General features: G+C 67.0%; 21 protein-coding genes and 1 pseudogene. 19 read left to right on the top strand and 3 right to left on the bottom strand.

The window, feature by feature from the left end; translation table 11 throughout:
- Nucleotides 1-10: 10 nt before the first annotated feature.
- From LGM71_RS09045 to LGM71_RS09020, 6 genes are all read left to right on the top strand, one after another.
- The gene (locus LGM71_RS09045) at nucleotides 11-808 is read left to right on the top strand and encodes an energy transducer TonB (protein WP_226114672.1); all 798 of its coding nucleotides are present in this window, start codon (nucleotides 11-13) and stop codon (nucleotides 806-808) included.
- 41 nt (nucleotides 809-849) lie between these two features.
- Entirely contained in the window at nucleotides 850-1,566 is a 717-nt protein-coding gene (locus LGM71_RS09040) for a MotA/TolQ/ExbB proton channel family protein (RefSeq protein ID WP_226114671.1), read from the top strand.
- On the top strand, nucleotides 1,566-1,976 hold the full coding sequence (locus tag LGM71_RS09035) for an ExbD/TolR family protein (RefSeq protein ID WP_226114670.1): 411 nt from the start codon (nucleotides 1,566-1,568) through the stop codon (nucleotides 1,974-1,976). The genes LGM71_RS09040 and LGM71_RS09035 overlap by 1 nt, the downstream gene beginning before the upstream one ends.
- A gap of 34 nt (nucleotides 1,977-2,010) precedes the next feature.
- Complete coding sequence (locus LGM71_RS09030; protein ID WP_226114669.1) at nucleotides 2,011-3,087, top strand: ABC transporter substrate-binding protein; 1,077 nt, start codon at nucleotides 2,011-2,013, stop codon at nucleotides 3,085-3,087.
- On the top strand, nucleotides 3,084-4,292 hold the full coding sequence (locus LGM71_RS09025) for an MFS transporter (protein ID WP_226114668.1): 1,209 nt from the start codon (nucleotides 3,084-3,086) through the stop codon (nucleotides 4,290-4,292). Before LGM71_RS09030 ends, LGM71_RS09025 begins: the two co-directional genes overlap by 4 nt.
- 222 nt (nucleotides 4,293-4,514) lie before the next feature.
- Complete coding sequence (locus tag LGM71_RS09020; RefSeq protein WP_226114667.1) at nucleotides 4,515-6,827, top strand: TonB-dependent receptor; 2,313 nt, start codon at nucleotides 4,515-4,517, stop codon at nucleotides 6,825-6,827.
- Between the two features lie 242 nt (nucleotides 6,828-7,069).
- Here the strand turns inward: LGM71_RS09020 and LGM71_RS09015 are convergent, their stop codons facing one another.
- Nucleotides 7,070-9,478 (bottom strand): hypothetical protein, encoded by a 2,409-nt coding sequence (locus tag LGM71_RS09015; protein ID WP_226114666.1) that lies wholly within the window; start codon nucleotides 9,476-9,478, stop codon nucleotides 7,070-7,072.
- Between the two features lie 37 nt (nucleotides 9,479-9,515).
- Nucleotides 9,516-10,958, bottom strand: a complete 1,443-nt coding sequence (locus LGM71_RS09010) for an SLC13 family permease (protein WP_226114665.1) — start codon at nucleotides 10,956-10,958, stop codon at nucleotides 9,516-9,518.
- Between the two features lie 277 nt (nucleotides 10,959-11,235).
- Here LGM71_RS09010 and LGM71_RS09005 point away from each other — a divergent pair, with 277 nt between their 5' ends.
- The 11 genes and pseudogenes from LGM71_RS09005 to LGM71_RS08960 all read left to right on the top strand — a co-directional run bounded on the left by LGM71_RS09005 (nucleotide 11,236) and on the right by LGM71_RS08960 (nucleotide 20,980).
- A complete protein-coding gene (locus LGM71_RS09005; RefSeq protein ID WP_226114664.1) occupies nucleotides 11,236-11,976 on the top strand; it encodes a GntR family transcriptional regulator in 741 nt (246 codons plus the stop codon).
- 208 nt (nucleotides 11,977-12,184) lie between these two features.
- A complete protein-coding gene (locus tag LGM71_RS09000) occupies nucleotides 12,185-12,709 on the top strand; it encodes a hypothetical protein (RefSeq protein WP_226114663.1) in 525 nt (174 codons plus the stop codon).
- A 182-nt stretch (nucleotides 12,710-12,891) separates the two neighbouring features.
- The gene (locus tag LGM71_RS08995; protein ID WP_319000373.1) at nucleotides 12,892-13,695 is read left to right on the top strand and encodes a transporter substrate-binding domain-containing protein; all 804 of its coding nucleotides are present in this window, start codon (nucleotides 12,892-12,894) and stop codon (nucleotides 13,693-13,695) included.
- 4 nt (nucleotides 13,696-13,699) lie between these two features.
- Nucleotides 13,700-14,434, top strand: coding sequence for an ABC transporter permease (locus LGM71_RS08990; protein WP_226114661.1), 735 nt, complete (start codon nucleotides 13,700-13,702; stop codon nucleotides 14,432-14,434).
- A complete protein-coding gene (locus LGM71_RS08985; RefSeq protein WP_226114660.1) occupies nucleotides 14,431-15,198 on the top strand; it encodes an ABC transporter permease subunit in 768 nt (255 codons plus the stop codon). Before LGM71_RS08990 ends, LGM71_RS08985 begins: the two co-directional genes overlap by 4 nt.
- A gap of 26 nt (nucleotides 15,199-15,224) precedes the next feature.
- Nucleotides 15,225-16,607 (top strand): LLM class flavin-dependent oxidoreductase, encoded by a 1,383-nt coding sequence (locus LGM71_RS08980; protein ID WP_226114659.1) that lies wholly within the window; start codon nucleotides 15,225-15,227, stop codon nucleotides 16,605-16,607.
- Between the two features lie 99 nt (nucleotides 16,608-16,706).
- Nucleotides 16,707-16,799: pseudogene (locus LGM71_RS33270) on the top strand (short-chain dehydrogenase); the annotation flags it as partial.
- 186 nt (nucleotides 16,800-16,985) lie between these two features.
- A complete protein-coding gene (locus LGM71_RS08975; RefSeq protein WP_226114658.1) occupies nucleotides 16,986-17,915 on the top strand; it encodes a TauD/TfdA dioxygenase family protein in 930 nt (309 codons plus the stop codon).
- A gap of 42 nt (nucleotides 17,916-17,957) precedes the next feature.
- Nucleotides 17,958-19,013 (top strand): ABC transporter substrate-binding protein, encoded by a 1,056-nt coding sequence (locus tag LGM71_RS08970; protein WP_226114657.1) that lies wholly within the window; start codon nucleotides 17,958-17,960, stop codon nucleotides 19,011-19,013.
- 78 nt (nucleotides 19,014-19,091) lie between these two features.
- Nucleotides 19,092-20,096, top strand: coding sequence for an ABC transporter ATP-binding protein (locus tag LGM71_RS08965; RefSeq protein WP_226114656.1), 1,005 nt, complete (start codon nucleotides 19,092-19,094; stop codon nucleotides 20,094-20,096).
- Entirely contained in the window at nucleotides 20,093-20,980 is an 888-nt protein-coding gene (locus LGM71_RS08960; RefSeq protein WP_124621951.1) for an ABC transporter permease, read from the top strand. Before LGM71_RS08965 ends, LGM71_RS08960 begins: the two co-directional genes overlap by 4 nt.
- 1,255 nt (nucleotides 20,981-22,235) lie before the next feature.
- On the opposite strand, the gene LGM71_RS08955 is transcribed toward LGM71_RS08960, so the two are convergent.
- Nucleotides 22,236-23,150 (bottom strand): glutaminase, encoded by a 915-nt coding sequence (locus LGM71_RS08955; protein ID WP_226114655.1) that lies wholly within the window; start codon nucleotides 23,148-23,150, stop codon nucleotides 22,236-22,238.
- Between the two features lie 224 nt (nucleotides 23,151-23,374).
- On the opposite strand from LGM71_RS08955, the gene LGM71_RS08950 reads away from it, so the two are divergent.
- Nucleotides 23,375-24,085: a response regulator gene (locus LGM71_RS08950; protein ID WP_124621947.1), complete on the top strand. Its 711-nt coding sequence runs from the start codon at nucleotides 23,375-23,377 to the stop codon at nucleotides 24,083-24,085.
- A gap of 64 nt (nucleotides 24,086-24,149) precedes the next feature.
- Nucleotides 24,150-25,280, top strand: a complete 1,131-nt coding sequence (locus tag LGM71_RS08945; protein ID WP_059600167.1) for an ATP-binding protein — start codon at nucleotides 24,150-24,152, stop codon at nucleotides 25,278-25,280.
- Nucleotides 25,281-25,284: the final 4 nt, after the last annotated feature.

Raw genomic sequence — 25,284 nt, 5'->3', positions numbered from 1 at the left:
GGAGTCGAGCATGACAGGTCTGACGATCGAATACGGCTTGCCGCCGGCACGCCGACACGCGGCGCGTACTGCGCCGCGCGCGGGTACGGGCAGGGAGGCGGAGGTGGTGCGTCCGCCGTCCGCTTCGCCTTCGGCACGGCCGGATGCGCGAGCGGCGAAGCCGGGCGCGTGGCGCGTCACGGGTGGGATTGCGCTCGCCGTCACGGCACTGCATGCGGGTGTCGCGCTGCTGGCCGCGCGCGCACCTGCCGCGCCGCCGCTGCAGCCGCCGCGGCCGCTGCCGATGACGGTCGAACTGACGCGTCCGCCCGAACCGTTGCCGCAGGCCGTGCATCAGCCGCCACCGGTGGTGCCGCCGAAGCCGCTGAAGCAGGCGCCGACCCCGCCGAAGCCGCGTGCGGCCGTCGCGCATGCGGCGCCTGCACTGACCGCCGCGCCGCAAACAACGCGCGAGGCGGCCCCCGCGACGGCGACACCGGCCATCGCGGCGCCAGCCGCACCGGCCGCGCAAGCCGCACCCGTGCGTGAAACCGCACCGATCGGCGACGCCGCCTACCTGCGCAACCCGGCGCCCGACTATCCGGCGTTCGCGCAGGACCAGGGCTGGGAAGGGCGCGTCGTGCTGCGCGTGCGCGTGCTCGCGAACGGCACGCCGGATTCCGTCGAGGTCCGCACGAGCAGCGGCCGCCGCATGCTCGACAACGCGGCGGTGGCCGCGGTGAAGCGCTGGACGTTCGTGCCCGCGAAGCGCGGCGACGAAGCAGTCGACGGCTGGGTCAACGTGCCGATCGATTTCAAGCTGGGCTGACCCGCCGGGTGGCCCGCCACATTCTTCAAGGAACTCACATCATGAATGGTATCCCGACCACCTTCATCGTCCAGGGCGCGCTCTGGCTGCTCGTCCTCTTCTCCGTCGTCACGTGGACGCTGATCGTCGTGAAGGCGATCCAGAGCCTGCGGGCGAGCGCGCGCAACCGGCGTTACGTCAGCGCGTTCTGGGCGGCGAACAGCTTTCACGAGGCCGCCGCGCTCGACGGCGCGAACAGCCCGGTGGGCGAACTCGCCGCGACGGGCTTCGACGCGCTGCGGCGCGCCGACGAGAGCAGCGCGCACGACCTCGAACACAGCTGGAGCCGCCACGACCTGCTCGAACGTCATCTCCGGCAGCAGATCCACAACGCGCGCCGGCGCGAGGAGGCGGGGCTGGCGGTGCTCGCGTCGATCGGCAGCACCGCGCCGTTCGTCGGCCTGTTCGGCACCGTGTTCGGCATCATCCACGCGCTGACCGCGATCACGCACAGTGCGTCGGCGAGCATCGACGTCGTGGCCGGACCGATCGGCGAGGCGCTCGTCGCGACCGGGATCGGCATCGCGGTCGCCGTGCCGGCCGTGCTCGCGTACAACTTCTTCGTGCGTCGCGTGAAGGCCGCGTCGGCCGATCTCGATGCGTTCGCCACCGATTTCGTCACGCTCGCGCAGAAAGCCGGCTTCCGCGTGCCGGTCGCAGCCGCCGCGCTCGCACCGGTACGTCGTGCCGACGACACCCGTCAGGAGGCATTCGCGTAATGGCTTTCTCCTCTTCCTCCGACAACGACGACGTGCTCAGCGAAATCAACATCACGCCGCTCGTCGACGTGATGCTCGTGCTGCTCGTCGCATTCATCGTCACGGCGCCGCTGCTCAACAACGCGGTGCACGTGAATCTGCCGAACACCGTCGCCACGGCGCCGGCCGATCGCAAGCCGAACGTGACCGTGAGCGTCGACGGCAAGGGCGTCGTGTATCTCGACAAGCGTGCGGTCGCACTGGCTGCGGTGCCGGCCGAGCTGGCTGCGCTGAAGGCCGGCCGGCCCGATGTCGCGCTCGACCTGCAGGCCGACGAGCACGTGCCGTACGGCACGGTCGCGAAGCTGATGGCCGCGATCGAGCATGCGGGCATCACGCGGCTGTCGGTGCTCACCGCGCCGCGCGGCTGACGCGCGGTTCACGACTTCCTTTACGAACGCATCCATGAGCATCACGGCTTCCCGTAACGTCCAGTCGATCTGGTACACGCGCTGTCCGGTGCCGACGCCGCTCGGCATTGCCGCGCATCTTGGCTGGCTCGACAGCGAATTCGCCGGCGACGGCATCACCGTGCGTGCGCTGCAGGAGAGCCAGCACGCGGCGCTGCATCACGCGCACATCGATCATTCGCTCGACAACGCATTCCGGCAGGGCGGCAGCATTCCCGCGCTGTGGGCGCGCGCGGCCGGCGCCGATACACGCGTGGTCGCACTGACCTGGGTCGACGAGGCGCAGGCGATCGTCGCGCTGCCGGAAAGCGGCCTGAGGCGGCCGAAGGACCTGCGCGGGCGCCGCATCGGCCTGCCGCGCCGCGACGGCGAGCGCATCGACATCTTCCGTGCGGCCGCGCTGCGCGGCTTCGTCAGCGCGCTGTCGCTCGACGGGCTCGGCCCCGCCGACGTCGAATGGATCGACGTGCCCGCGTCGACCCTGCGCGCACCGGTGTCGATACCGGCGACGCGCGACGCGGTATTCAGCCATCCCGCGAGCCTGTCGAGCCGCCGGCTCTATGCGGCCGAAGCGGCTGCGCTCGTGCGCGGCGAGGTCGACGCGATCTACGTGAAGGGTTCGCTCGGGCTCGAAACCGCGCACCTGATCGGCGCGCAGCCGGTCGTCGACATCGGCTTTCATCCCGATCCGCAGATCCGCATCAACAACGGGTCGCCGCGGCCGCTGACCGTCAATGCGTCGACGCTCGAACGCCATCCCGACATCGTCAGCCGCTTCCTCGCGCGCGTGACCGATGTCGAAAGCTGGGCGCGCGAGCACGAGCAGGAAGTGCTCGGCTATCTCGGCCGCGAGACGGGATCGGGCCATGACTGGCTGCGGCTCGCGTACGGCGCGGATGTGCATCGGCGGCTGCGCACGGACCTCGACGAAGCATCGATTGCCGCGCTCGACGATTTCAAGCGCTTCCTCGTGGAATGGCGATTTCTGCCGGCCGACTTCGACGTGCGTGCGTGGGTCGACCGGCGCGCGCTCGACGGCATCGCGACGCTGTCTCGCGACGCTGCGCGGTGAGCGCGCCGGCACGCGTCGCCGATGCATGGCGGCGCGAGCGTTTCACCGGCGGCTTCATGCTGCTGGCGCTCGCGAGCGGCACGACGATCAGCATGGCGCAGCTCGCGACGACGCTGTACGCGCTCGCGCTCGGCGTCGACAGCGCGCGGCTCGGCATCATCGCGGCGATGGAGCCGCTCGGTATCGCGTTGATGACGCTGCCGGCCGGGCTGCTCGTCGCGCGCTACGGCGCGCGGCGCGTGTACTTCGTCGCGAGCATGGGCCCGATGCTGCTCAATCTCGTCGTGCCGTTTACCGGCGCATGGCCGCTGATCGCGCTCACGCAAGTGTTGATCGGGCTGTGCATCCCGTTCCGGATCGTGTCGATCAGCGGCGTGTTCCTCGCGCGTCTCGCGCAGATCGGACTCGCGCGCGCCGGTTGGTACCGCGCGGCGATGTCGGTCGGTACCGGCATGGTCGGGCCGTGGCTCGCGAGCTGGCTGATCGGCGCGCATGGCGCGGTCGCGACGTTCTGCGCGGCATCGGCGAGCTTCGCGGGCATGGCGCTGTTCAGCCGGACGCTGCTCTGTGGCGCGGAGCCTGCGGCACGCGGTGAGCAACCTGAACCCGGTGGCCTGCGCGCATTGCTGGCGCTCGCATGGAGTCACGACGTGCGCGAGCAGCTCATGCTGGAAGCCGTAAACAGCGCGACACGTTCGCTCGCCGGCGCGTATACGGTGGTGCTGGCGATCCAGTCGCTCGGGCTGTCGCAGACGAAAGCCGTCGCGCTGCTGACGCTGCAGGGCGTTGTCGCGGTGATCGCGCTGTTCGGGCTCGGGCATGTCGCGCAGCGGATGACGGCGCGCCGTTGCCACGCGCTCAGTCTTGCCGGTGGCGTGGCCGGGTTGCTCGCGCTGGGTCTTGCGCATGACGCATGGATCGTCGGTGCGGGACTCGCCGCGCTGTGCGCCGGGTCGTCGCTGCTGCATCTCGTCAACATGCAGCGTCTCGGCCGTCACCCGGCCGACAAGAGCCAGGTGTCGAGCCTCTACAACCTCGCGTCGATGACGGGCGCGTTCTGCGGCCCGCTGGCCGGCAGCGCGCTCGTGCCGGTCGTCGGGTTGCCGGGCATGTTTCTGTGCTGGCTGCCCGTCGTCGTGCTGGTTGCGTTCGCGTTGCGCGTCGCAACGGGGCGGTGCGAGGCATCGCATCCGGTGACTGAATAGCTGTACTGACGACCATCGGATCGGGTGTTGCGGAATCCGCGCGGTGTTGCGTGACAAGCAGTTTGCTTCCCGTCACAGATGCGCATGCAGCAACACCTGCACCACACCCATGCCGGAAGCCACGTCCGACGGGCCTCTCGATGCTGGCATCCGAATTGCAATAGGTCACCCGTGCGTCGTGCACGCACGTGCGTTCAACCGATCAAACAGGATGACTCATCGATGTTCAGGAAAAAACTAATCGTCACCGCGCTGGGGGGACTGCTGACGGGCGGGGCCGTATCGTTGCCCGCATGGGCGGAAGATGGCGCGGTGGCGGCGGCACCGGACGCGAAGCCGGCGCAACAGGGCGCGGACGATGCAGCCGCGGCGGCACCGACGGCAGCCCGCGCGACCCGCCGCGCGGCCGCACGCGAAACGAATCTCGGCACGGTGACGGTGACCGCGCGCCGGCGCAAGGAGAGCATCCAGGACGTACCGGTCGCGGTGAGCGCGCTGAGCGGCGACACGATCAGGAACAACGAGTTGCGCGTGGTGAACGACGTCACGAAATACGTGCCGAACTTCACCGGCCAGTCGACCGAAGGCCGCGAGCGGCCGCGCTGGTTCCTGCGCGGCGTCGGCAGCAACGATCCGTCGGACTTGTCGCTGAGCCCGATCGGCGTGTATTTCGACGACGTCTACATCAACAGTGTGTTCGGGCAGGGCTTCCCGCTTTTCGACCTCGATCGCATCGAAGTGCTGCGCGGCCCGCAGGGCACGCTGTGGGGCAAGAATACCGTTGGCGGTGCGCTCAGCATCACGTCGCAGAAGCCGACCTTCGACGTGAGCGGTTACGGCAAGATCGGAATCGGCCAGTACAACAGCCGGCTCGCGGAAGCCGCGATCGGCGGGCCGATCGGCAAGAACGACGTGCTGGCCGCGCGCGTGTCGGTGTATCACGAGAACGCCGACAGCTTCTACACGAACACCGTGCAGCAAGGGCGCTTCGGCGGCTTCCACGACAATGCGGTGCGCTTCCAGGTGCTGGCCGTGCCGACCTCGGACACGGACTTCCTGTTCAACATCCACGGCCGCAACTACACGGGCGGCGGCAATGCGTGGCACGCGCAGGGCGCGGGGCCGGGCGGCGCGAACCAGTTCGGCTTCGTCGGGTCGAGCGATCCGTACACGGTATCGCTCAATGCGCCGTCGAACGATCACATCTCGACCTGGGGCACGTCGCTCACCGCGCACTGGCGCATCAACCCGGCGGTGACGCTGACGTCGATCACCGCGTTCGAAGGGCTGCACCGCTGGTACCAGGACGACGAGGACTATTCGGCGTTCGATGCCGCGCGCTCGCACGATCGCTTGTCGAGCCGCCAGTTCTCGCAGGAATTCCGGCTCGAATCGCCGCAGAACGACCGGCTCAGCTGGCTCGTCGGTACGCACCTGTTCACCGAGCAACTGGCCGAGCAGGGTGCCGGCGGCGGCCTGCCGGGCGCGCCGTCGCCCGCGTTCTACCACTTGACCGACCTCACGCAGCACACCCAAAGCGCGGCGATCTTCGGCAGCGTGAAGTACCGGTTCACCGACCGCTTCAACGTGACGGGCGGGCTGCGTTATACGGTCGAGCGCAAGAACATCAACCTGACCGGGCTTCAGAACGCCGGCAACGTGACGTTCAGCAATCCGGGCAGCTGGTGGGATCCGTCGTCGGTGTCGTCGCCGCTGGCGGTCAGCGCGCGGCAGAACCAGACGAACACGTGGCGGGCGCCGACCTGGGACCTCACGCCCGAATATGCGCTCAGCAGCAACGTGCGCGCATATTTCCGCTATGCGCGCGGCTTCCGTTCGGGCGGCTACAACGGCAACGCGTATACGCAGAGCACAGTGTCGACCGTGTCGCCGGAGTACCTGACCGACTACGAAGTCGGCATCAAGAGCGAGTGGTTCGACAAGCGGCTGATCGTCAACGCGAGCGTGTTCCACTACGACTATCGCGACATCCAGGTGTTCGCGCTGGCGCCGAACCCGTTCGGCGGCCCGCCGGTGTCGACGCTGTCGAATGCGGGCCAAGGGCGCGCGGACGGCTTCGAGCTGGAGCTGAAGGCGCAGCCGGTCAACAGTCTGTACCTGTTCGCGAACCTCGGGATGCTGAACACGCGCTACACGGAGTTCCGCTATGTACCGACCGCCGTCGGCAATTCGTTCGCGCGTTCGCCGCATACGACGATCAACGCGGGCTTCGACTATCGCGTGCCGGTATCGGTCGGCACGCTGACGGCCGGCGGCGACGTGAATTACCGCAGCCGCGAGTACTTCAGCGCGACGCGGCAGACGATGCCGCAGCTCTGGCAGGGTGGCTACACGGTGCTGAACGCGCACGTGTCCTATACGACGCCGAACCAGAAGTACATCGTGACGGGCTACGTGACGAACCTGACCAACAAGGTCTACAAGAAACTCGAGCTGCTGCCGTCGTATGGAGCGTATCCCGTGCTGTACGGCGATCCTCGGACTGTTGGACTGACGTTCACCGCAAAAATCTAGGTACCGGGTGGTGCCGCACAGTCTCCCGGAGCGAACCTGATTTCCGGGAAGCCGGTTCGAGCGCATCGAAGTCATCGGCGGAAGGGGGCGCGCGATCCGCGTCCCCTCCGAACCAGGTTTGACATGCGGTTCCGCTTGAGCGACGAATCGGACGGCGCGGCATGTCCCGTTGGTTTCCACTGCATGAATCGCCGGAATATCCGTCAAGACCGGACTCGGGAAGTCGCGGGACGTGAGAAAGCCTAGCCGAACGTGATGAACTGCGCCGACGACCACACCTTGCTATCGTTGCGCTGCCGCCCAAAGAAATAGACAGGGCGGTTGCCGAACTCCGCATTGCCGGGCGTCACCTCGATGCTGCCGGAGAGATCGACGGGCAGTGGCTGGTCGGTCAGCCGCTCGATCGCGACGAACAGCTCCGTGCCGCCAAGCGCATGCGTCGCCGTACCACGCGCGAGCAGTTCCGCACCGCTGATCTCGAAACGGAATTCAGGCGCATGGACGAATGGATTGCGTTGTAGCGGATCGCCGACCTTCGCGAAGCTGTCGATCGTGCCTTCGACCACGATCGTCGCGGCGGCGAGATTGCCGATGTCGAGCTCGATGCTGTCCGCGTCGCCATAAGTGTCGCTGCGGAATTCGACATCGGTTGCGCCGGTTCGCCATGCCGACTCCTCCACGTGCTCGAACCCGTTCGACCCGAAACGATGGATCGTACCGTTGACGATGCGGATCCGGCCGCGCCACGCGGCCCAGCGATAGCGGTCGCGGATGCGGGCGCCGCCCCAGCGCACGCGGATCAGGCGATCCGCGTAGCCGAGTTCCGCATGCAGGTTGCGTTCCCACAGCAGCCCTTCGTGATCGTACGCGGCCACATATTCCCAGCCCGACTGGCCGAGCAGCCGGTAGTCGAGCCGCGCCGGCCCGCGATGCGCAAACGCATCGCCTTGCCAGTGATCGCCGCAACGCACGAGCAGCGCACTGTGCTCGCCGGTGGTTGCCCACGTGCGGCGGGCACGCAGCGCTTCGCCGACGTGCTTGCGATCGAGCACGGGCGCGAGCACGCCCGTCAGTCCGCCGTGCACGCCGAACACCTGCACGCCGGGCGCGCCACCGCCCGGCCGGCCGCGATGTTCGTCGCCGCTGGCCGCGACGCCAAGCTGATAGCCGCGCGCGATCACGTCCTGGTACAGCCAGCCGAAATGCCCCCATGACGATGCGATCTCGACGAGCCGCTCGAGCTCCGGATGGTGCCAGTCCGGGATGTAGCGGCGGCCGCCCACGTGCGGCATCACCAGGTGTTGGGCGGCAGCGTCCGCATACGCGTCCCACAGCTCCTCGACGGGCCAACGGCCGAGTTCCACCGCATTCCCCTTCATGTCTTCGTTCCAGACGAGCGTGCGATTGTGTTCGCCGCGCGCGTTGTATGGAAAATCCGGCCGCGTGTCGCCGAGGAAAACAACGTTGTGGTCGCCGCCCGCGGTCGAGCTGCCGCACCATTCCTGCACCGGATAGACGACGAATCGGCCCGGCTCGTTGAAGCGCTCGACCGCGTCGACGCCAAGTTGCCAGTTCTCGTCGGTGATCTGGAAATCGTTCGCCGTGTAGCCGAGCACGTCAATACCTCCGATGTCGCGCGCATAGCGTGCGTTGTACTCGGGACTGTTGGTGCCGACCGTATCGTGGGCATGGACGTGCAGGTCCGCATACAGCGCGCGCGGCGCGGGCAGCGACGCGTCGACCGTCAGCCATGCTTCCGCGATGCGCACGTCGGGCCGCGCGGGCAGGTCGGCTACGATCCGCAGCGTGCCCGCGTCGACCGGCAGATCGTCGAGCGCGCAGCTCGCAAACCCGGCATCGGGCAGCACATGTTCGCGCCGATAGACGGCCTCCCCGCGACCGTTGCAAGCGACGACACGCGCAATGCCGCCAACATCGCGGCACGCATTGCCCCAGCGGTCCTGCAGCGACAGCCTGAACGGTGCGCGCGTGCCGGGATGCACGAAGCGCGGGCCGCTCAGCAGTAGGTCGGACGGCGCGCCGGCGCGAATGTCGATCGATATGTCGCCCGGCACCGCGACGAAGCGCGACGTGCCGAGCGGATCGACGTAGAGCCGGAACCGGAAGTTGTCCTCCGCGAAGGTCTGCACGCGCGTGCCAGGGCCTCGACGGCGATCGCCGAGACGGATCACGATCCGGTCGCCCGCATTGACGTATCCGTCGACGATGTCGACGATCACGGCCTTCTGGAATGGCCGTTCGTGCCCCTTCTGGTCGAAGCGCACATTCAGCGCCTGGACGGTGGCCGGACTCTGGCCTGGTGCGAGCGGGGCGGCATGGTATTCGGCGCTGATGTAGTTGGCCGCGGTCGGATCGCTCGTCTGGAACAGCGCCCAATCCGAATAGAACTTGAACGTGGCCTTGAGCCAGCCGCCATCGGCGATGCCGGATGAGCCGACTTCGTAATCGAGCACGATCTCGCTCCATTCGCCGGCTTCGAGCCGTGCGACGTTGCAGCGCACGCGTCCGGCGAACGGCAGGCGTTTGTGGCGTTCATACAGGCCTTCGGGTGCGACGTGCGGACCCAGGCGCTCGCGCAGCGCAGCGGCGCGGGCATCAACGGTATCGGCGGGGGCGTTGTTTTCGTTCATGGGGAATTTGAAAAATGTCGACGGAAGGCAGCGCATTTCAATGTGCGAACGGCCACGGCGCACTCGGATCCCAGACGGGGATGCCCATGTACGCGTACCACGGCGCGATCACGCAGAGGCCGTACACGATCGCGATCAGCACCGACACCACGCCGACCTTCGCGTAGTCGGCGGTCGAGAATGCACCGCTGCTGTACGCGATGACGCCGGCGGTAATCTGCGTGGGCAGCAGGTAAGCGAAGCTGTCGGTGTCGCTGACGAGCATCGTGAAAGCGACCGGATGCAGCCCGAGACGCGGCGCCAGTGCGAGCGCGATCGGCGCGATCATCGTGACGGCCGCGACGTTGGACAGCATGCCGATGCGGATCACATGCGTGCCGAGCATCACGATCGCGATCGCCAACCACCAGCCGCGACCGCGCGCGGCGACATAGATGTGATCGGCGGCCCAGTTCGCGAGCCCCGACGTACTGATCGCCGACGACAGTGACAGCGCGCCGGCCAGCAGGAACAGCGTGCCCCAGATCGTGCGCTGCTCGACCTCGGCCCAGCCGAAGCGCAGCACACCGGGCGCGAACAGCAACGCCAGCGCGATCAGCGCGACGATTTCCGACGGCAGATGATGCAGGGGCTCGGTCGCCCACGCCACGGCGACGGCCGCGAACAGCACGAGCACGGCCCAGTCGTTGCGAGCGGCGCTCGGCTGCGCCCGGCGCATTGCGGCGATTGCGCCGGGGCCGCCGGGAATCGCGATGGCGCGCGAGCGGAAGTAGAACTGCACCCAGGCCTGCGTGATCGCGAACATCCCGAGGTACGGCCACTGCAGCTTCAGCCACGTCAGATACGAGATCTTGATGCCGAGCTGCTTCTCGAGCAGGCCGGACACGACCATGTTCGGCAGGTGGGCCGTCAGGATGCACATGCCGCTGATCATCGCGCCGTACACGAGCGTCTGGATCACGATCGCCTTGCGCGCGGCCCGCTCGCGCGGCGACTCGCCGAACAGCCGGACGATCCCGTTCGTGACGGGCAGCAGTGTGGCGGCCCGTGCATTCGCGGCCGGCACGACGAGCGCCATCACGCAGTTCACCGCGAACATCGCCCAGATCACGCCGTTGGCGGTTCGCACCTTCAGGCGGTCGAGCAGCAACAGGGCGATGCGGCGGTCGAGCCCGCACGCCTGCATGATCGCGGAGAACAGGAATGCGGCGAGGCACAGGAACACGACGGGCGCGGCGAAGCCGCTGGCCGCCTTCGGAAACGACGGGCTCGCATGCGACAGCACGAGCAGCATTGGCAGCAGGATGCCGCTCACGCCGACGGGAATCGCATCGGTGATCCATACGATCGCGATCCACGCGACGACCGCGAGTGTCGCCTTGCCTTCGACGGACAGATGCGCGGGCGCGGGCAGCCACCATGCGATCGCGAAGAACGCGAGCCACGCGGCGGCGAAGCCGAGCGCGGCACGCCACCGCACGCTTCGCGATCGGCCTGCCGCGTGCGGATCGGCGTGTGGAACCGCCGCCGGTTCCGCCCGTGATGGTAGGCTTGTCTGCGCGCCGCCCAGTGGCGGCGTGCCGATTGCGTTTTCAGTCACTGCTATGCTCCCCGTGCGTCGAGCCCTGAAACGGCAGCCCCGACCGTCTATCGAGATGTAATAATACGTATTAATACAAGTTGGACGATCCAATTGCTTTTCATATCGATATCGGGAATCGCGCATAACGCGAGCCGAGCACGGAGAGGAACAATCGATGACGCTGGTGCGTGACGACGCAACGTCGCTTTACGAGCAGATCGCGACGACGCTGCGCGAGGAGATCGAGCAAGGGGTGTACGAACCGACCGGCAAGCTGCCGTCCGAGGCGCAGCTGAGCGAGCGCTTTCAGGTGAGCCGCGTGACGGTCCGGCTCGCGCTCGATCGCCTGACCGACGCGCGCATTGTCGAGCGCAAGCAGGGCAAGGGCACGTTCGCCGCGAAGCGGCGGTTGCGGCATCGGCTCGACGTGCTGCGCGGGCTTTACGATTCGATCGCCGGGCAGGGCGCACGCGCACGCATGGAATTGCTGCGGATGGAGGAGTGCGACGTGCCGCCGGGCTTGCGCCAGGCATTCGCCGCCGACGTCACGCGCTGCATCTATCTCGAACGCCTGCACTGGGTCGACGAGGAACCCATCGCGCTCGCGCAGACCTGCCTGCTGCCCGAAGCAAGTGACGCGGCTTATGCGCAGGCCGACAGCCTGCCGACTTACGAGCTGCTGGAGCAACTGCTCGGCTGGCGTATTGCCGACGCCGACATGTCGGTGACGGCCGTGGCCGCGCCGGACGATATTGCCGCCCGGCTAAAGGCCGGCAAGCAGGCGCCGCTCCTGGTGTTGCGGCGCACATCTCGTCTGCCCGACGGCCGCACATGTGAAGCCACCGTGTTTCATATTCGGCCGGAGCGCTTCGACCTGGTGGTGCGAAGCGGTGTCGAAGCCCGATTTGTCGCTTGAAGCGCGCCGTCCGTCGTGGATCGCGGCGACGGCCCTGCGCAGTCAATCGATCGGACAGTTCGTTCAGACGCCTGCTAATTCCCGTCCTGATTTGGTTTTCCCATTTTGGCAGTGCCGAGCCGGCCTCGCCGCAGCACGCCGCGCTTGGCGCCGCGTTCAATCTCGGCGGGCCGTCGCATTCGGCCGCGGCGACCGGCTGCCGTTCGTGATGAACTCGTTCCATTCGGTGATCGGCGAATCCGATGCCGCGCGACGGTTGCGTGACAAGCATGCGCGCATCGACGACGAACAGGGCAGACTGAAGCTCGCCGACATGCTCGGCGGTGGCGTCGACCTGCGCGAGCTGCCGCTCGACCGGCCGTTGCCGGAATCGCTGCTGACGGCGATCGAAAGCGCGCACCGCCGGCGCGGACGCGTGGCGATCTTCGTCGGCTACGCACGCCAGAGGCTGACGCTGCGCGAGCTGATCATCCGTGCGCAGGAGACCGGCCACTGGTCCGTCGCCGGCACGCCGGAGCAGCTCGCCGATGCGATCGAAACGCGCTATCGCGCAGGACTCGTCGACGTGCTGTCGCTGCACGGGCTCGGCCAGCCGGACCAGGAAGACCTGCTGCTCAACGGGTTGCTGCCCGAGCCGCGCCGTCGTGATCTGATCGATACCGACTATGTGGGCGGCGATTTCCGCGCGAATCTCGAGTTGCCGGCGTTGCAGCGCGAAACCGCGGAGGCGTGAGTGGGCGAGCGCGCGAACGATGCACCGTGCTTTACATTCGACGGGGCGCCGTTCCGCCATATCGCGCGACCAGATATCCATCGAAAAAATAACCATTTGGTACACGCTTCGGCAGGCATTACAGTCTCGCCTCCTGCCGGCTGCGACGCCGGTCGTTCGACGTTATTTCAGAAATTCGCCACATGAATCGTTTGATGCGTTCCAGGATCCGCCGTGCCGCGGCCGCGCTGTTCGTGCTCGGCCTTGCGCCGGTTTCCCACGCAGCCCAGCCGACGTTGCGCGTCGGCATCGACGCCGAGTCGTATCCGCCGTTCTTTTCGAAGGACGCGAGCGGCAAATGGAAGGGCTGGGAAATCGACCTGCTCGATGCCGCGTGCGGCAAACTGAACGTGCGCTGCGAGCTCACCGACATTGCGTGGGACGGCCTGATTCCGGCGTTGCAGAACCGCAAGATCGACGTGATCTGGTCGTCGATGACGATTACGGGCGACCGGCAGAAGGCGATCGATTTCAGCCGTGCATATTACGAGTCGCCGACGGTGTTCGTCGGCGCGAAAAGCGACCGGCGCCGCGTCGATTGCGCGGTGCCCGCGAGCTTCAAGGGCCGCGTGATCGGCGTCGAGGCCGGCACGAACTTCTCGGCGTTCCTCGATTCCCGCTTCAAGCCGGAGGCGCAGATCAAGGCCTTCGACAAGTTCGACAACGCGCTCGCGGATCTGGCGTCCGGCCGGGTCGACTACGTGCAGGAAGGCAAGGGGCTGTTCACGGCATTCCTCGCGTCGCGCGACGGCAAGGACTTCGAAGTCAAGGCGACCTGCGCGGACAATCCGGTGCTGGGCCTCGGCATCGGTGCTGGCGTGCGTCAAGGCGATGCGCTGCGCGGCAAGCTGTCGACCGCGATCGCGCAACTGCAGCAGGACGGCACGTGGGATGCGATCACCGCCCGCTATCCGAACCTGAAGGGCACGATCGAGAAGGGCCGCTGACTCGATGGCCGCGGACGATTCGCTGCTCGCGCTGCTCGCATTCGGCGACGGCGGCTATGGCCGCGTGTTCGTCGGCGCATTCACGCTGACGTTCGGCGTCGCGGCAGCGTCGTTCTGCACCGGTGCGCTGCTCGGCATCGCCGGCGCGCTCGGCAAGCTGTCGCGGCACGCGCCGCTCGCATGGCTCGCGCGGCTCTACACGATGCTCGTGCGCGCGCTGCCCGAGCTGCTGTGCCTGCTGCTCGCGTTCTATGCGCTCGCGCCTGCCGTCGAGGTCGCGCTGCACCGCGGCGGCCTGGTGCCCGACGGCTTCGCGTTCCCGCCGTTCCTCGTCGCGGCGCTGTCGCTCGGTTTCATCCAGGGTGCGTATCTGACCGACATCTTCCGCGCGGCGCTCGTCAACGTGCCGCCCGGGCAGATCGAAGCCGCGCACGCGTACGGGATGACGCCGTGGCAGACGCTCACGCGCATCCGGCTTCCGGCCGCCGCGCGGCTCGCGTTGCCGGGCACGGGCAACGTGTGGCTGAACGCGACCAAGGATGCGTCGTTCATCAGCGTGCTCGGCTCGTTCACGGATCTGCTGAAGGCGAGCCAGCTCGCGGCCGGCGCGACGCGCCACTACGTATTCTTCTATCTCGTCACGGCCGCGCTGTTCCTGTTGCTGAGCATCGCCTCGACGGGCCTCTTCGCGGCGCTCGAGCGCCACGCGAACCGTGGCACGAGGCGCGCAACCGCATGATCTTCTCGCTGCCATTTCTGCTCGACACGGTGATGCCGAAGCTGCTCGCCGCGGTGCCGACGACGCTCGAGCTGACGCTTCTGTCGGGCGCTGCCAGCGTGCTGCTGGGCGTGCCGCTCGCGCTCGCCGCCGGTGCACGCCGCGCGCCGCTGCGCTGGTCCGCGCGCGGCTGGCTCATGCTGATTCGCGGCACGCCGCTGCTCGTCCAGCTCTATCTGCTGTATTACGGATTCGGGCAGATCGTCCCGCGCGAATGGATGCGCGACAGCTGGGCGTCGCCGCTGCTGCGCGACGCGTTCTGGTACGCGATCGTCGCGTTGAGCGTGAATGAGAGCGCGTACGTCGCGACGATCCTGCGCGGCGCGATCGCCGGCGTGCCTGCCGGCGAGATCGAAGCCGGGCACGCATACGGGATGACGCGCGTGCAGGTGCTGCGCCGGATCGTCGGCCCGCGCGCATGGCGGATTGCGCTGCCCGCGCTCACCGGCGAGGCGATCCTGCTGCTGAAATCGACCGTCCTCGCGTCGACCGTTACCGTGTTCGACGTGATGGGGACGGCCAATACGCTGCGCTTCGAGACGTTGCGCGTGTACGAACCGCTGGTCGGCGCGGCTGTCGTCTATGTGATGCTGGTCGCGCTGCTGACCATTCCCGCTGCCCGACTCGAGAAACGCGTCAATCGCTATCTGACGCGCGCGCCCGACGCTCGCATGCGTGTCCGGCGCCGCGGCGCAGCGTCGGGCGCGTGGGCGGCACCCAACTGATTCCTGCCCTGGTAACGAATTCCACGATGTCCGATCCTCGCCCGTTGTTGTTTTCCCTGTATGAACAAGCCAGTGTCGGCTGCGGCGGTGCGCCCAGCCTCTGGACCCATCCCGCCGATGAGCGACTGCGCGCGAACACGCTCGCGTTCTGGTCGAACCTCGCGCGCACGGCCGAGCAGGCCGACCTCGACATGCTTTTCTTCGCCGACGTGCTCGGCCTGTACGACGTTTATGGCGGGTCGGCCGACGCGGCACTGCGATGGGCGGTCGAGTCGCCCGCGAACGATCCGATGATGCTGATTCCGGCGCTCGTCGCGCAGACTGAGCGGCTCGCGTTCGGCGTGACCGCCAGCACGACCTACGAGCATCCGTTCGCGCTCGCGCGCCGCTTCAGCACGCTCGATCATCTGAGCGACGGCCGGATCGGCTGGAACATCGTGACGTCCTACCTGACGAGTGCGGCGCGCAACTTCGGGCTCGACCGGATGATCGGCCATGACGAACGCTACGCGCGCGCCGAGGAATTTCTCGACGTCGTGTACAAGTTGTGGGAAGGGAGCTGGGCGGACGACGCGGTCGTCGCCGACAAGCACGCGCCGCGCTATGCGCGCGGCGACCGCGTGCGGCCGATTGCGCACGAAGGCACGCACTATCGCGTGCAGGGGCCGCACGTCTGCGCGCCGTCGCCGCAGCGCTCGCCCGTGCTGATCCAGGCCGGCTGGTCGGGCCGCGGGCGTGAATTCGCGGCGAAGCACGCGGAGGTGGTGTTCGTCGCGAAGTCGAATCCGCACGAGATTCGTGCCGGCCTCGACGAGATTCGCCGTCTCGCGACGGAGCGCGGCCGTGCGGCGGACGACGTGAAGTCGTTGACCGTGTTGCGCATCGTGACCGCGCGCTCGTCGAGCGACGCGAAGGAGAAATACCACACGCTGCAGCAGCACTATCACCAGCACGCGCAACTCGTCAGCTATGCGGGCGACACCGGGATCGACATCGACCGCTATGCGGACGACGAGCCGCTGACGACGCAGACGGAAGGGCTCACGTCCTACGTCGTGCGGCCCGATGGCAGCGGCAAGCCGCTTACTGCCGGCGACGTGCGGCGCAAGTTCGCGAGCGTCACGCGCGGCACCGACCTGATTCTCGTCGGCTCGCCCGATGAAGTCGCCGACCAGATCGCCGAGCATGCGCGGCAGTCGACGACCAGCGGCTACATGCTCAATCCGCTGATCAGCCCCGGCACGCTCGACGATTTCGCCGAACTGATCGTGCCGGAACTGAAAAAGCGCGGACTGTACCGGACGACGGCGCCGGCCGGCACCTTCCGCTCGCGGCTGACCGGCCGCGACCGCCTGCCGGACACCGCGCATGGTGCGTCGTTCCGGCAATCCGCATCCGACTGGCGCTGACGCGTCGGTCGATACGGTATGACTTTGCGTGACATGAACCATCACGTGCTGGTCCGGTTGCGACCGTCCCGCGCCCGCCGGTACGACGCGTGAAGATCGATCACGTCGATCTACGTCGAGCTGGCGTCGTCGCGCGCGAGTGACGGGCCGGGACAGATCTATGGCGCGTCGGGCGGCGGGGGGCAGCCTTAGCGCGGTGGCGGCGCCCGAGTCACGGGTAATGGGCGGCCGGCGAGTGGCGGACGGCCCGTCCTGCGGCCCCGCCGCCCGAGCAGCGATCTTTATCGCTGCAGCAGATAAACGTATCCGAATCGCTTCGTTGACGCAGTCCGGCACGCGCTCGTAGATTCGAATTTTCATCGAATCAGGGGCTGTACCGTGACGACTCCCGCCATCCGCGCCGCCGCATCGACGTCCGCCGGCCATCGACCCGCGTTGCCGCTCGAGGCGCGCGCGCAGTGCTTCGACATCGTTCCGTTCGATGCGCCGCTCGGCGCCGAAGTCGTCGGGCTCGACCTGTCGCAACCGCTCGACGCGGCCGGTTTCGCGCGCATCCACCGCGCGCATCTCGATCATCACGTGCTGGTGTTTCGCGACCAGCGCATCACGCCGGACGAACACATCGCGTTCAGCCGCCGCTTCGGCCCACTGCAGATCCACGTGCTCCACCAGTTCGCGCTCGCCGCGCATCCGGAAGTGCTGATCGTGTCGAACATCGTCGAGCACGGCAAGCCGATCGGCCTCGGCGACGCCGGCCATTTCTGGCACTCCGACCTGTCGTACAAGGAAAAGCCGAGCCTTGGCTCGCTGCTGCATGCGCAGGAGCTGCCTGCCGAAGGCGGCGACACGCTATTCGCGAACATGCATCTCGCATGGGACACGCTGCCCGCGCACCTGCGCCGTGCGGTCGAAGGGCGGCGCGCCGAGCACACGTATCTCGCGCGCTATGCGGAGCTGCAGGCCCGCAGCCCGTGGCGCCCGAACCTGTCGGCCGAGCAGATCGCGCAGGTCGACGCGGTCGTGCATCCCGTCGTGCGCACGCATCCGGAGACGGGCCGCAAGGCTCTGTTCGTCAGCGAGCATTTCACGACGCGCATCGTCGACTTGCCCGACGACGAAAGCCGCGCGCTGCTCGACGAACTGTTCGCGCACAGCGTGCGTGCCGAGCATCTGTATCGCCATCACTGGCGCGACCACGACCTCGTATTCTGGGACAACCGCTCGCTGATGCATCTCGCGGCCGGCACGCCAGACCATCTGCGCCGCAAGCTGTATCGCACGACGATCGAGGGCGACGCGCCGTTCTGAGCGTCGCGCCCTCTCTGCCGCCTCATTCTCACTGGAGTTCCGATGTCGTTTCCGCTTTCTGCGGCCCTGTGCCGTACGACGCTGTCCGCGCGCCGCGCGCTGGCCGCCACGCTCACCGCCGCGCTGGCATTCGCCGCCGCGGGCACGCCGCAAGCCGCGCATGCGGAGGGCCACATCCGCATCGCCGAGCAGTTCGGCGTCGTCTACCTGATGCTGAACGTCGCGCGCGACCAGCAGCTGATCGAGAAGGAAGGGCGCAAGGCCGGCGTCGACATCAAGGTCGACTGGGTGCGGCTGTCGGGCGGGGCGGCCGTGAACGACGCGCTGCTGTCGGGCGCGGTCGATATCGCCGGCGGGGGCATCGGGCCGTTGCTGACCGTATGGGACCGCACGCGCGGCCGACAAAACGTGAAGGGCGTCGCATCGCTCGGCAATTTTCCCTACTACCTCGTCAGCAGCAACCCGAACGTGAAGACGATCGCCGACCTGAGCACGAAGGACCGCATCGCGGTGCCGGCCGTCGGCGTGTCGGTGCAGTCGCGCGTGCTGCAATACGCGGCCGCGAAGCAATGGGGCGACAAGCAGTTCGACAGGCTCGATCCGCTCACGCAGGCGATTCCGCATCCTGACGCAACGGCCGCGATCCTCGCGAACAGCAACGTGATTACCGGCCACTTCGGCAATCCGCCGTTTCAGGATCAGGAACTCGCGGGCAATCCGAACGCGCACATCGTGCTGAATTCGTACGACGTGCTCGGTGGCCCGAGTTCCGCGACGGTGCTGTACGCGACCGGGAAATTCCGCGACGACAACCCGAAGACGTATCGCGCATTCGTCGCGGCGCTCGCCGACGCCGCGCGCCAGATCGCGGCCGATCCCGAGCGTGCGGCCGACACCTATATCCGCGTGAACGGATCGAAGATCGATCGCGCGTTGCTGCTGAAAATCCTGCGCAATCCGCAGGTGCAGTTCAAGACGGCGCCGCAGAACACGCTGAAGCTCGCGCAGTTCATGTATCGCATTGGTGCGATCCGCAACGAGCCGAAGTCGTGGCACGACTACTTCGTCGACGATCCGGCGACGGCCGACGGCAGTTGAACTGCAGTCGAACGGCGGTGGCGTTCCCGCGTCGCGATCGACGCTTATGCGTCGGTGCGGTTTCGATATGTGCAATCGTTGGTTGGGTCACGCGCCGCGCCGCCGTATGTTGATGCTTTACCCGCAAGAGTTTCGATCGTGAACGCCACTTCTCCCCGAATCGCATTGCCGCCGTATGCGGCGCGCGGTGCCGCTGCGCCGGCCGTACCTCCTCCTACCGACGCAGCGCGCACGGTGAGCCGAACCGCGCCGCACCCCGCACCGGCCGGCGCACCCAGCGAGCGCCTGCTGGCGATCGATCGGGTGAGCCTCGAATACCGGAGCGGCGCGCGAATCGTCCGCGCGACCCATCAAGTCAGCTTCGACGTGTACGGCAGCGACCGCTTCGTGCTGCTCGGCCCGTCCGGGTGCGGCAAGTCGACGTTGCTGAAGGCAATCGCCGGCTTCATCGAGCCGGTGTCGGGTTCGATCGCGCTCGACGGCCGGCCCTTGCACGGGCCCGGCCCGGATCGCATTGTCGTGTTCCAGGAGTTCGACCAATTGCCGCCGTGGAAGACGGTGGTCGAGAACGTCGCGTTTCCGTTGCGTGCGGCCGCGAAGCTGTCGCGTGCCGAAGCATGCGAGCGCGCGCTGCACTATCTCGACAAGGTCGGGCTCGCCGGCTTCGCCGATACGTACCCACATACGCTGTCGGGCGGCATGAAACAGCGCGTCGCGATCGCGCGTGCGCTGGCGATGCAGCCGCGCGTGCTGCTGATGGACGAACCTTTCGCCGCGCTCGACGCGCTCACGCGTCGCAAGATGCAGGAAGAACTGCTGCGCCTGTGGGACGAGCTCCGCTTCACGTTGCTGTTCGTCACGCATTCGATCGAGGAGGCGCTCGTCATCGGCAACCGGATCCTGCTGCTGTCGCCGCATCCGGGCCGCGTGCGCGCGGAGCTCAACAGCCACGACTATTCGCTCGACAGCGTCGGCAGCGGCGACTTCCGCGACAGCGTCGCGCGCATTCATCATCTCCTGTTCGATACCGACGAAGCGAACGTCACCCGCGCAGCACCGGCCACGGAGGCAATCGCATCATGAGCACGATCGATCCGGCTCTGCCGCCGCTGCCGCCCGTTCGCGCGGAATACGTCCATGCGCTCGACACGCCGCCCGACGCCGAACGCGCGGCGCCCGTGCCGCTGATGCGCCGCATCGTCGGCGCGAGCGGGTTTCGCCGCGCCGTCATCGCGCTCGTGCTGATCGCCGCATGGGAAATCATCGCGCGCATCGTCGCGAATGACCTGCTGGTGCCGACCTTCGGCGCGACGCTGGCCGCGTTCGTGCAGGGCATCGCGTCGGGCGAACTGCTCGTGAAGACCGGCATCTCGATGTCGGTGCTGTTGCGCGGCTATGCGCTCGGGGTGCTGTTCGCGTTCGTGCTGACGTCGGTGGCGGTCTCGACGCGCATCGGCCGCGACGTGCTCGCGATGCTCACGTCGATGTTCAACCCGCTGCCGTCGATCGCGTTGCTGCCGATCGCGTTGCTGTGGTTCGGGCTCGGCACCGGCAGCCTGCTGTTCGTGCTGGTGCACGCGGTGCTGTGGCCGCTCGCGCTCAGCATGTATACGGGTTTCGCCGGCGTGCCGGCCACGCTGAAGATGGCCGGGCGCAACTACGGCCTCACGGGCTTGCGACAAATCGCGTTGATCCTCGTGCCGGCCGCGCTGCCGTCAATCCTGTCGGGGCTGCGGGTCGGCTGGGCCTTCGCGTGGCGCACGCTGATCGCCGCGGAGCTCGTGTTCGGCGCGAGCGCGGGGCAGGGCGGGCTCGGCTGGTACATCTTCCAGAACCGCAACGAGCTGTATACCGACCGCGTGTTCGCGGGCCTCGCGGCCGTCATCGTGATCGGGCTGCTCGTCGAGCACCTCGTGTTCGATACGCTCGAACGCGTGACGGTGCGCCGCTGGGGCATCCAGCAATGAGCGCTTCGAGCCGGGACCGGACGCATGCGCGTGCGCACTCCCGGCGCACGCATAACCAAAGCTGAAATCGGTTTTTCACGCGGGCGGGATGCGTCCCTATTGTTGGCGTTCTTTATTGATGCTAGCGGTGCTCAGTAACCATGCTAACGGCAATCAAACGGAAACTACCTGGTTTCAAGGCGTTTGGGGGAAATTCCGCGTTTCTCAGGCCGTTGCTATGGCGCATCAAATGACGCTTCCGCTGCTCACCAACTTTGCTGGCAGGTCGTTGAATTACTGTCGGGCCGGACGTATTTTTTCCGTTCGGTCGTTCGCGGCGATCACCGCGAAGCGTTCGATTTCGGCTCATTCGCCCGATTTCAATGCTCGAGTGTGCCGATATTCACCTGCCGCCGTTGTGCCAAATGACGCGCGCCCAACCTCGCCCCCTCAAAAAATCGACCTTCCCGTATAAGTCGTCAACCACTCCAGCGCCAGCGTCCCTGCGCTACGAATATATAAACTCGCATGTGATTCCATCGGGACCAACCGGACGGGCGTGTGCCGTGCTGCCCTCGACGACCGAGTTCGGCCAGAAGCGGTCAGTCGCAAGACCGTTGGACCTGCACCTTACCAACCTATCGAATCTCGTTCGGTGTCGCACAGGCGACTATCGTCCGATCCAGGTACGATGCACAGGAAGGGCAGCCGCTGTCCCAGTTGGATAGGTTGTCTATCGGGCTTGGGGATGCCGACTGCTGTCGTCCATGAGACGACCCTCGACAGAGCAGTGTAGATTCTCGACAATGCAACGGGGGCTAATCAAGAGTGACCGACTGCGTTATGCCACAAATCTTCTATCGAGACTGGCCGATCCCACCGAGAATGTCCCGGTCGGAGTACTTTAGGTTTCGCCTTAGGTTGCTCGCGCTTATTGTCCTATGGGTATTTTCTGGTATCGCCTTGGTAGTTTTTTGGGGGCATCTGCACGTCCTGCTGAAGTGCCTGATTGTGGTGCTGGAGTATGTGTTTAGTCCCGATATCGATTTGATCGAGAATCTGTTCGTTTCGTACGAGAAATACCTCAAAAACGGCTTGTGGTGACAATGTGTCTCATTGATCAGCATTGCGCGGCGCGGTAGACAAAGCGGGCATCAAACTGTCTGCATCGGGGGCGATTGCTGCCGATGGCCGAATTCCCCATTAAGCGCTCTAGCTCGCGCCGATATGAATCTGCCGCCGTCGCGCCACATGAGGCACGCTTGACTTCGACGCTTCAAAAGATCGAGCGCCCCGAATAGGTCGTCAACCATTCAAGAGCCCTGGTCCCCGCCAGCGAGTTCCCGTTCGCATCGAGCCCCGGCGCCCATACGCACACGGCCATGTCACCCGGCAGCACCGCGACGATCCCGCCGCCGACACCGCTCTTGGCAGGCAAGCCGACGCGATAAACGAAGTCGCCCGCCGCGTCATAGGTGCCACAGGTCAACATCAGCGCCGACAACCGCTTCGCCGAACTCGCATCGACGACCCGCTCGCCAGTAACGGGCGCGACGCCGCCGTTCGCGAGAAACAGCGCCGCTTGCGCAAGCTCGACGCAGTTCATCGTGATCGCACACTGGCGGCAATACGCGTCCACCACCGTGTCGGGCGGCATCTGCATGTTCCCGAAGCTCGCCATGAAATGCGCCATCGCGCGGTTGCGTTCCGCGTGTTGCAGTTCCGACAGCGCGACGCGCGAATCGTAGTCGAGGTCGGTCGCGCCGTTCAGCCGCCGCACGAACTCGACGAGCGCCGTCTCGGCGCGCACGAAGCGGCGGCACAGCACGTCGGTGACGACCAGCGCGCCGGCGTTGATGAACGGGTTGCGTGGCTTGCCGCGCTCGCTTTCGAGCTGAACGAGCGAATTGAACGCGGTGCCGGACGGCTCGCGGCCGACCCGCTCCCACAGCGCATCGCCCAGCAGCTGGAACGCGAGCGTGCAAGCGAACAGCTTCGAGATGCTCTGGATCGAGAAGCGCTCCTGCGCGTCGCCGACGGTGTAAACGTTTCCGTCCAGCGTCACGACGGCCATCCCGAACTTGTCGGCGGGCACTTTAGCGAGCTCGGGAATGTAGTCGGCGACACGTCCCTGGCCGATCCAGGGGGCGAGTTCGGCATGGATGCGTTCGAGGATCGACTGGTAATTCATCGTGTGTGAGGCAGGGCGGGCGCGCGGCCCGGTTTTCGGAGAGCCCGTATGGAACCGTTTCGGCGCCGATTCGTCAAGCGCGGCGACCATCGCACCCTTATTCTCCAGATCTTCAAACGGGCAATCGGTGGGCGCAGTATCATGCGGTACGTTTCGACCGATGGCCGGCAGCCGGCGCAGGCCTGCTGCCGCCGCGGTTTCCCCGTACGATCCGACCGTTGCCCATGTCTTTTCGCATCCTGCTCGTCGAAGACGACACCCGCCTGTCCACACTGATCGCCGGCTACCTGCGCAAGAACGACTATGAAGTCGACACTGTGCTGCACGGTGACGCCGCCGTCCCGGCGATCCTGTCCACGCGCCCGGATCTCGTCATTCTCGACGTGAACCTGCCGGGCAAGGACGGCTTCGAGATCTGCCGCGAGGCGCGCAAGGAGTACGACGGCGTGATCATCATGGTGACGGCGCGCGACGAGCCGTTCGACGAACTGCTCGGCCTCGAATTCGGCGCCGACGACTACGTGCACAAGCCGGTCGAGCCGCGCATCCTGCTCGCGCGGATCAAGGCGCAACTGCGCCGCGTCCCCGCGCGCGCGGCCGAGGGTGCCGCGCCGCAGCCGGAGCGCTACACGTTCGGCCAGTTCTCGATCGACCGCACCGACCGTTCGGTCGTGCTGCCGGGCGGCGGCTCGCCGGACCTCACGTCGGCCGAGTTCGACCTGCTGTGGGTGCTGGTGTGCCATGCGGGAGAAGTCGTCAGCCGTGACGACCTGATGCTGCAGCTGCGCGGCGTCGAGTTCGACGGTCTCGACCGCACGATCGACGGGCGCATCTCGAAGCTGCGCCGCAAGCTGCATGACGATGCGGGCAACCCGCAGCGGATCAAGACGATCCGCAGCAAGGGTTACCAGTTCAGCAAGCATGCGTGGGAATGACGCCGGCCCGGCACGACGCCGTCGGCCGCCGCATCCCCGCATCGCACGATAGCCGGAAGCCGCGATGATCCGACGCACCCGTTCGCACCCCGATGCAGCGCCGCTTTCGGCGCCGCGCTATGTCAGATGGCGCTGGCTGCATTTCCGCCGCGCGTGGACCGACACGCGCGCCGACCGCATTCCGAGCTGGTCGCGCCTGTACGTGCGGACCTACCTGCATCTGCTCGGCCTCGTGCTGCTGACCGCGCTCGTGCCGGCGCTCGCGCTGTGCGTCGTGCTGTCGCCGGAAGTCGTGTGGCACGCGTTCGACGCGCTGCCGGGCGATATCTGGATCGTGCTGGCGTTCGTGTTCGCAGCGCCCGCGCTCGCCGCATATCGGTGGATGCGGCCGGTCTGGTCGGATCTCGTGATGGTGCGCGAGCGCGCGATCGACTTCACCGGCGGCCGCTTCAACACGCGCGCGCGGGAGTCGCACAGCGTGATCATCGGCCCGCTCGCGCGCACGCTGAATGCGCTCGCGATGCGCATGGAGCGGCTGATCGCGGCGCAGCGCGACCTGACGAACGGGATCTCGCACGAGCTGCGCACGCCGCTCGCGCGCGTGCGCTTCGCGCTCGAGATGCTGCGCGAACCGGGTTCCGCCGCCGAATACCACGGTGCGCTGGAGAGCATCGCGCAGGACGTGACCGAGCTCGAGGAGCTGATCGACATGAGCCTCACGTATGCGCGGCTCGAATACAGCTCGCTGCAGTCGAACCTCGAACTGACCGCGCCGGTCGCGTGGTTCGAGCACCAGGTCAGCGACGCGCAGCTGCTGTATCCGGAGCGCGCGATCGAGTCGCGCATCGCGATCGCGTCGGACCTGCGCGTGAAGATGGACCGGCGGCTGATGTCGTACGCGATGCGTAACCTGCTGCGCAACGCGAGCAAATATGCGGCGTCGCGGATCGTCGTCGGGATCGCGCTCGAGCACGGCAACATCGCGATCTTCGTCGAGGACGACGGCCCGGGCGTGCCGGAGAGCGAGCGCGAGCGGATCTTCGACGCGTTCGTGCGCCTCGACCGCCGCACCGGCGGCTACGGGCTCGGCCTCGCGATCACGCGGCAGGTGCTCCACGCGCACAACGGCCGGATCGCGGTGGTTGATCCGGTCGAACTCGGCGGCGCGCGCTTCGAGATCAGTTGGCCGATCTGAACGC

The organism is Burkholderia sp. AU33545 (assembly GCF_020419685.1).
Lineage (GTDB): Bacteria > Pseudomonadota > Gammaproteobacteria > Burkholderiales > Burkholderiaceae > Burkholderia > Burkholderia diffusa.
Note: the sequence above shows the minus strand (reverse complement) of the source record. Positions and strands in the feature narration are given on the sequence as shown.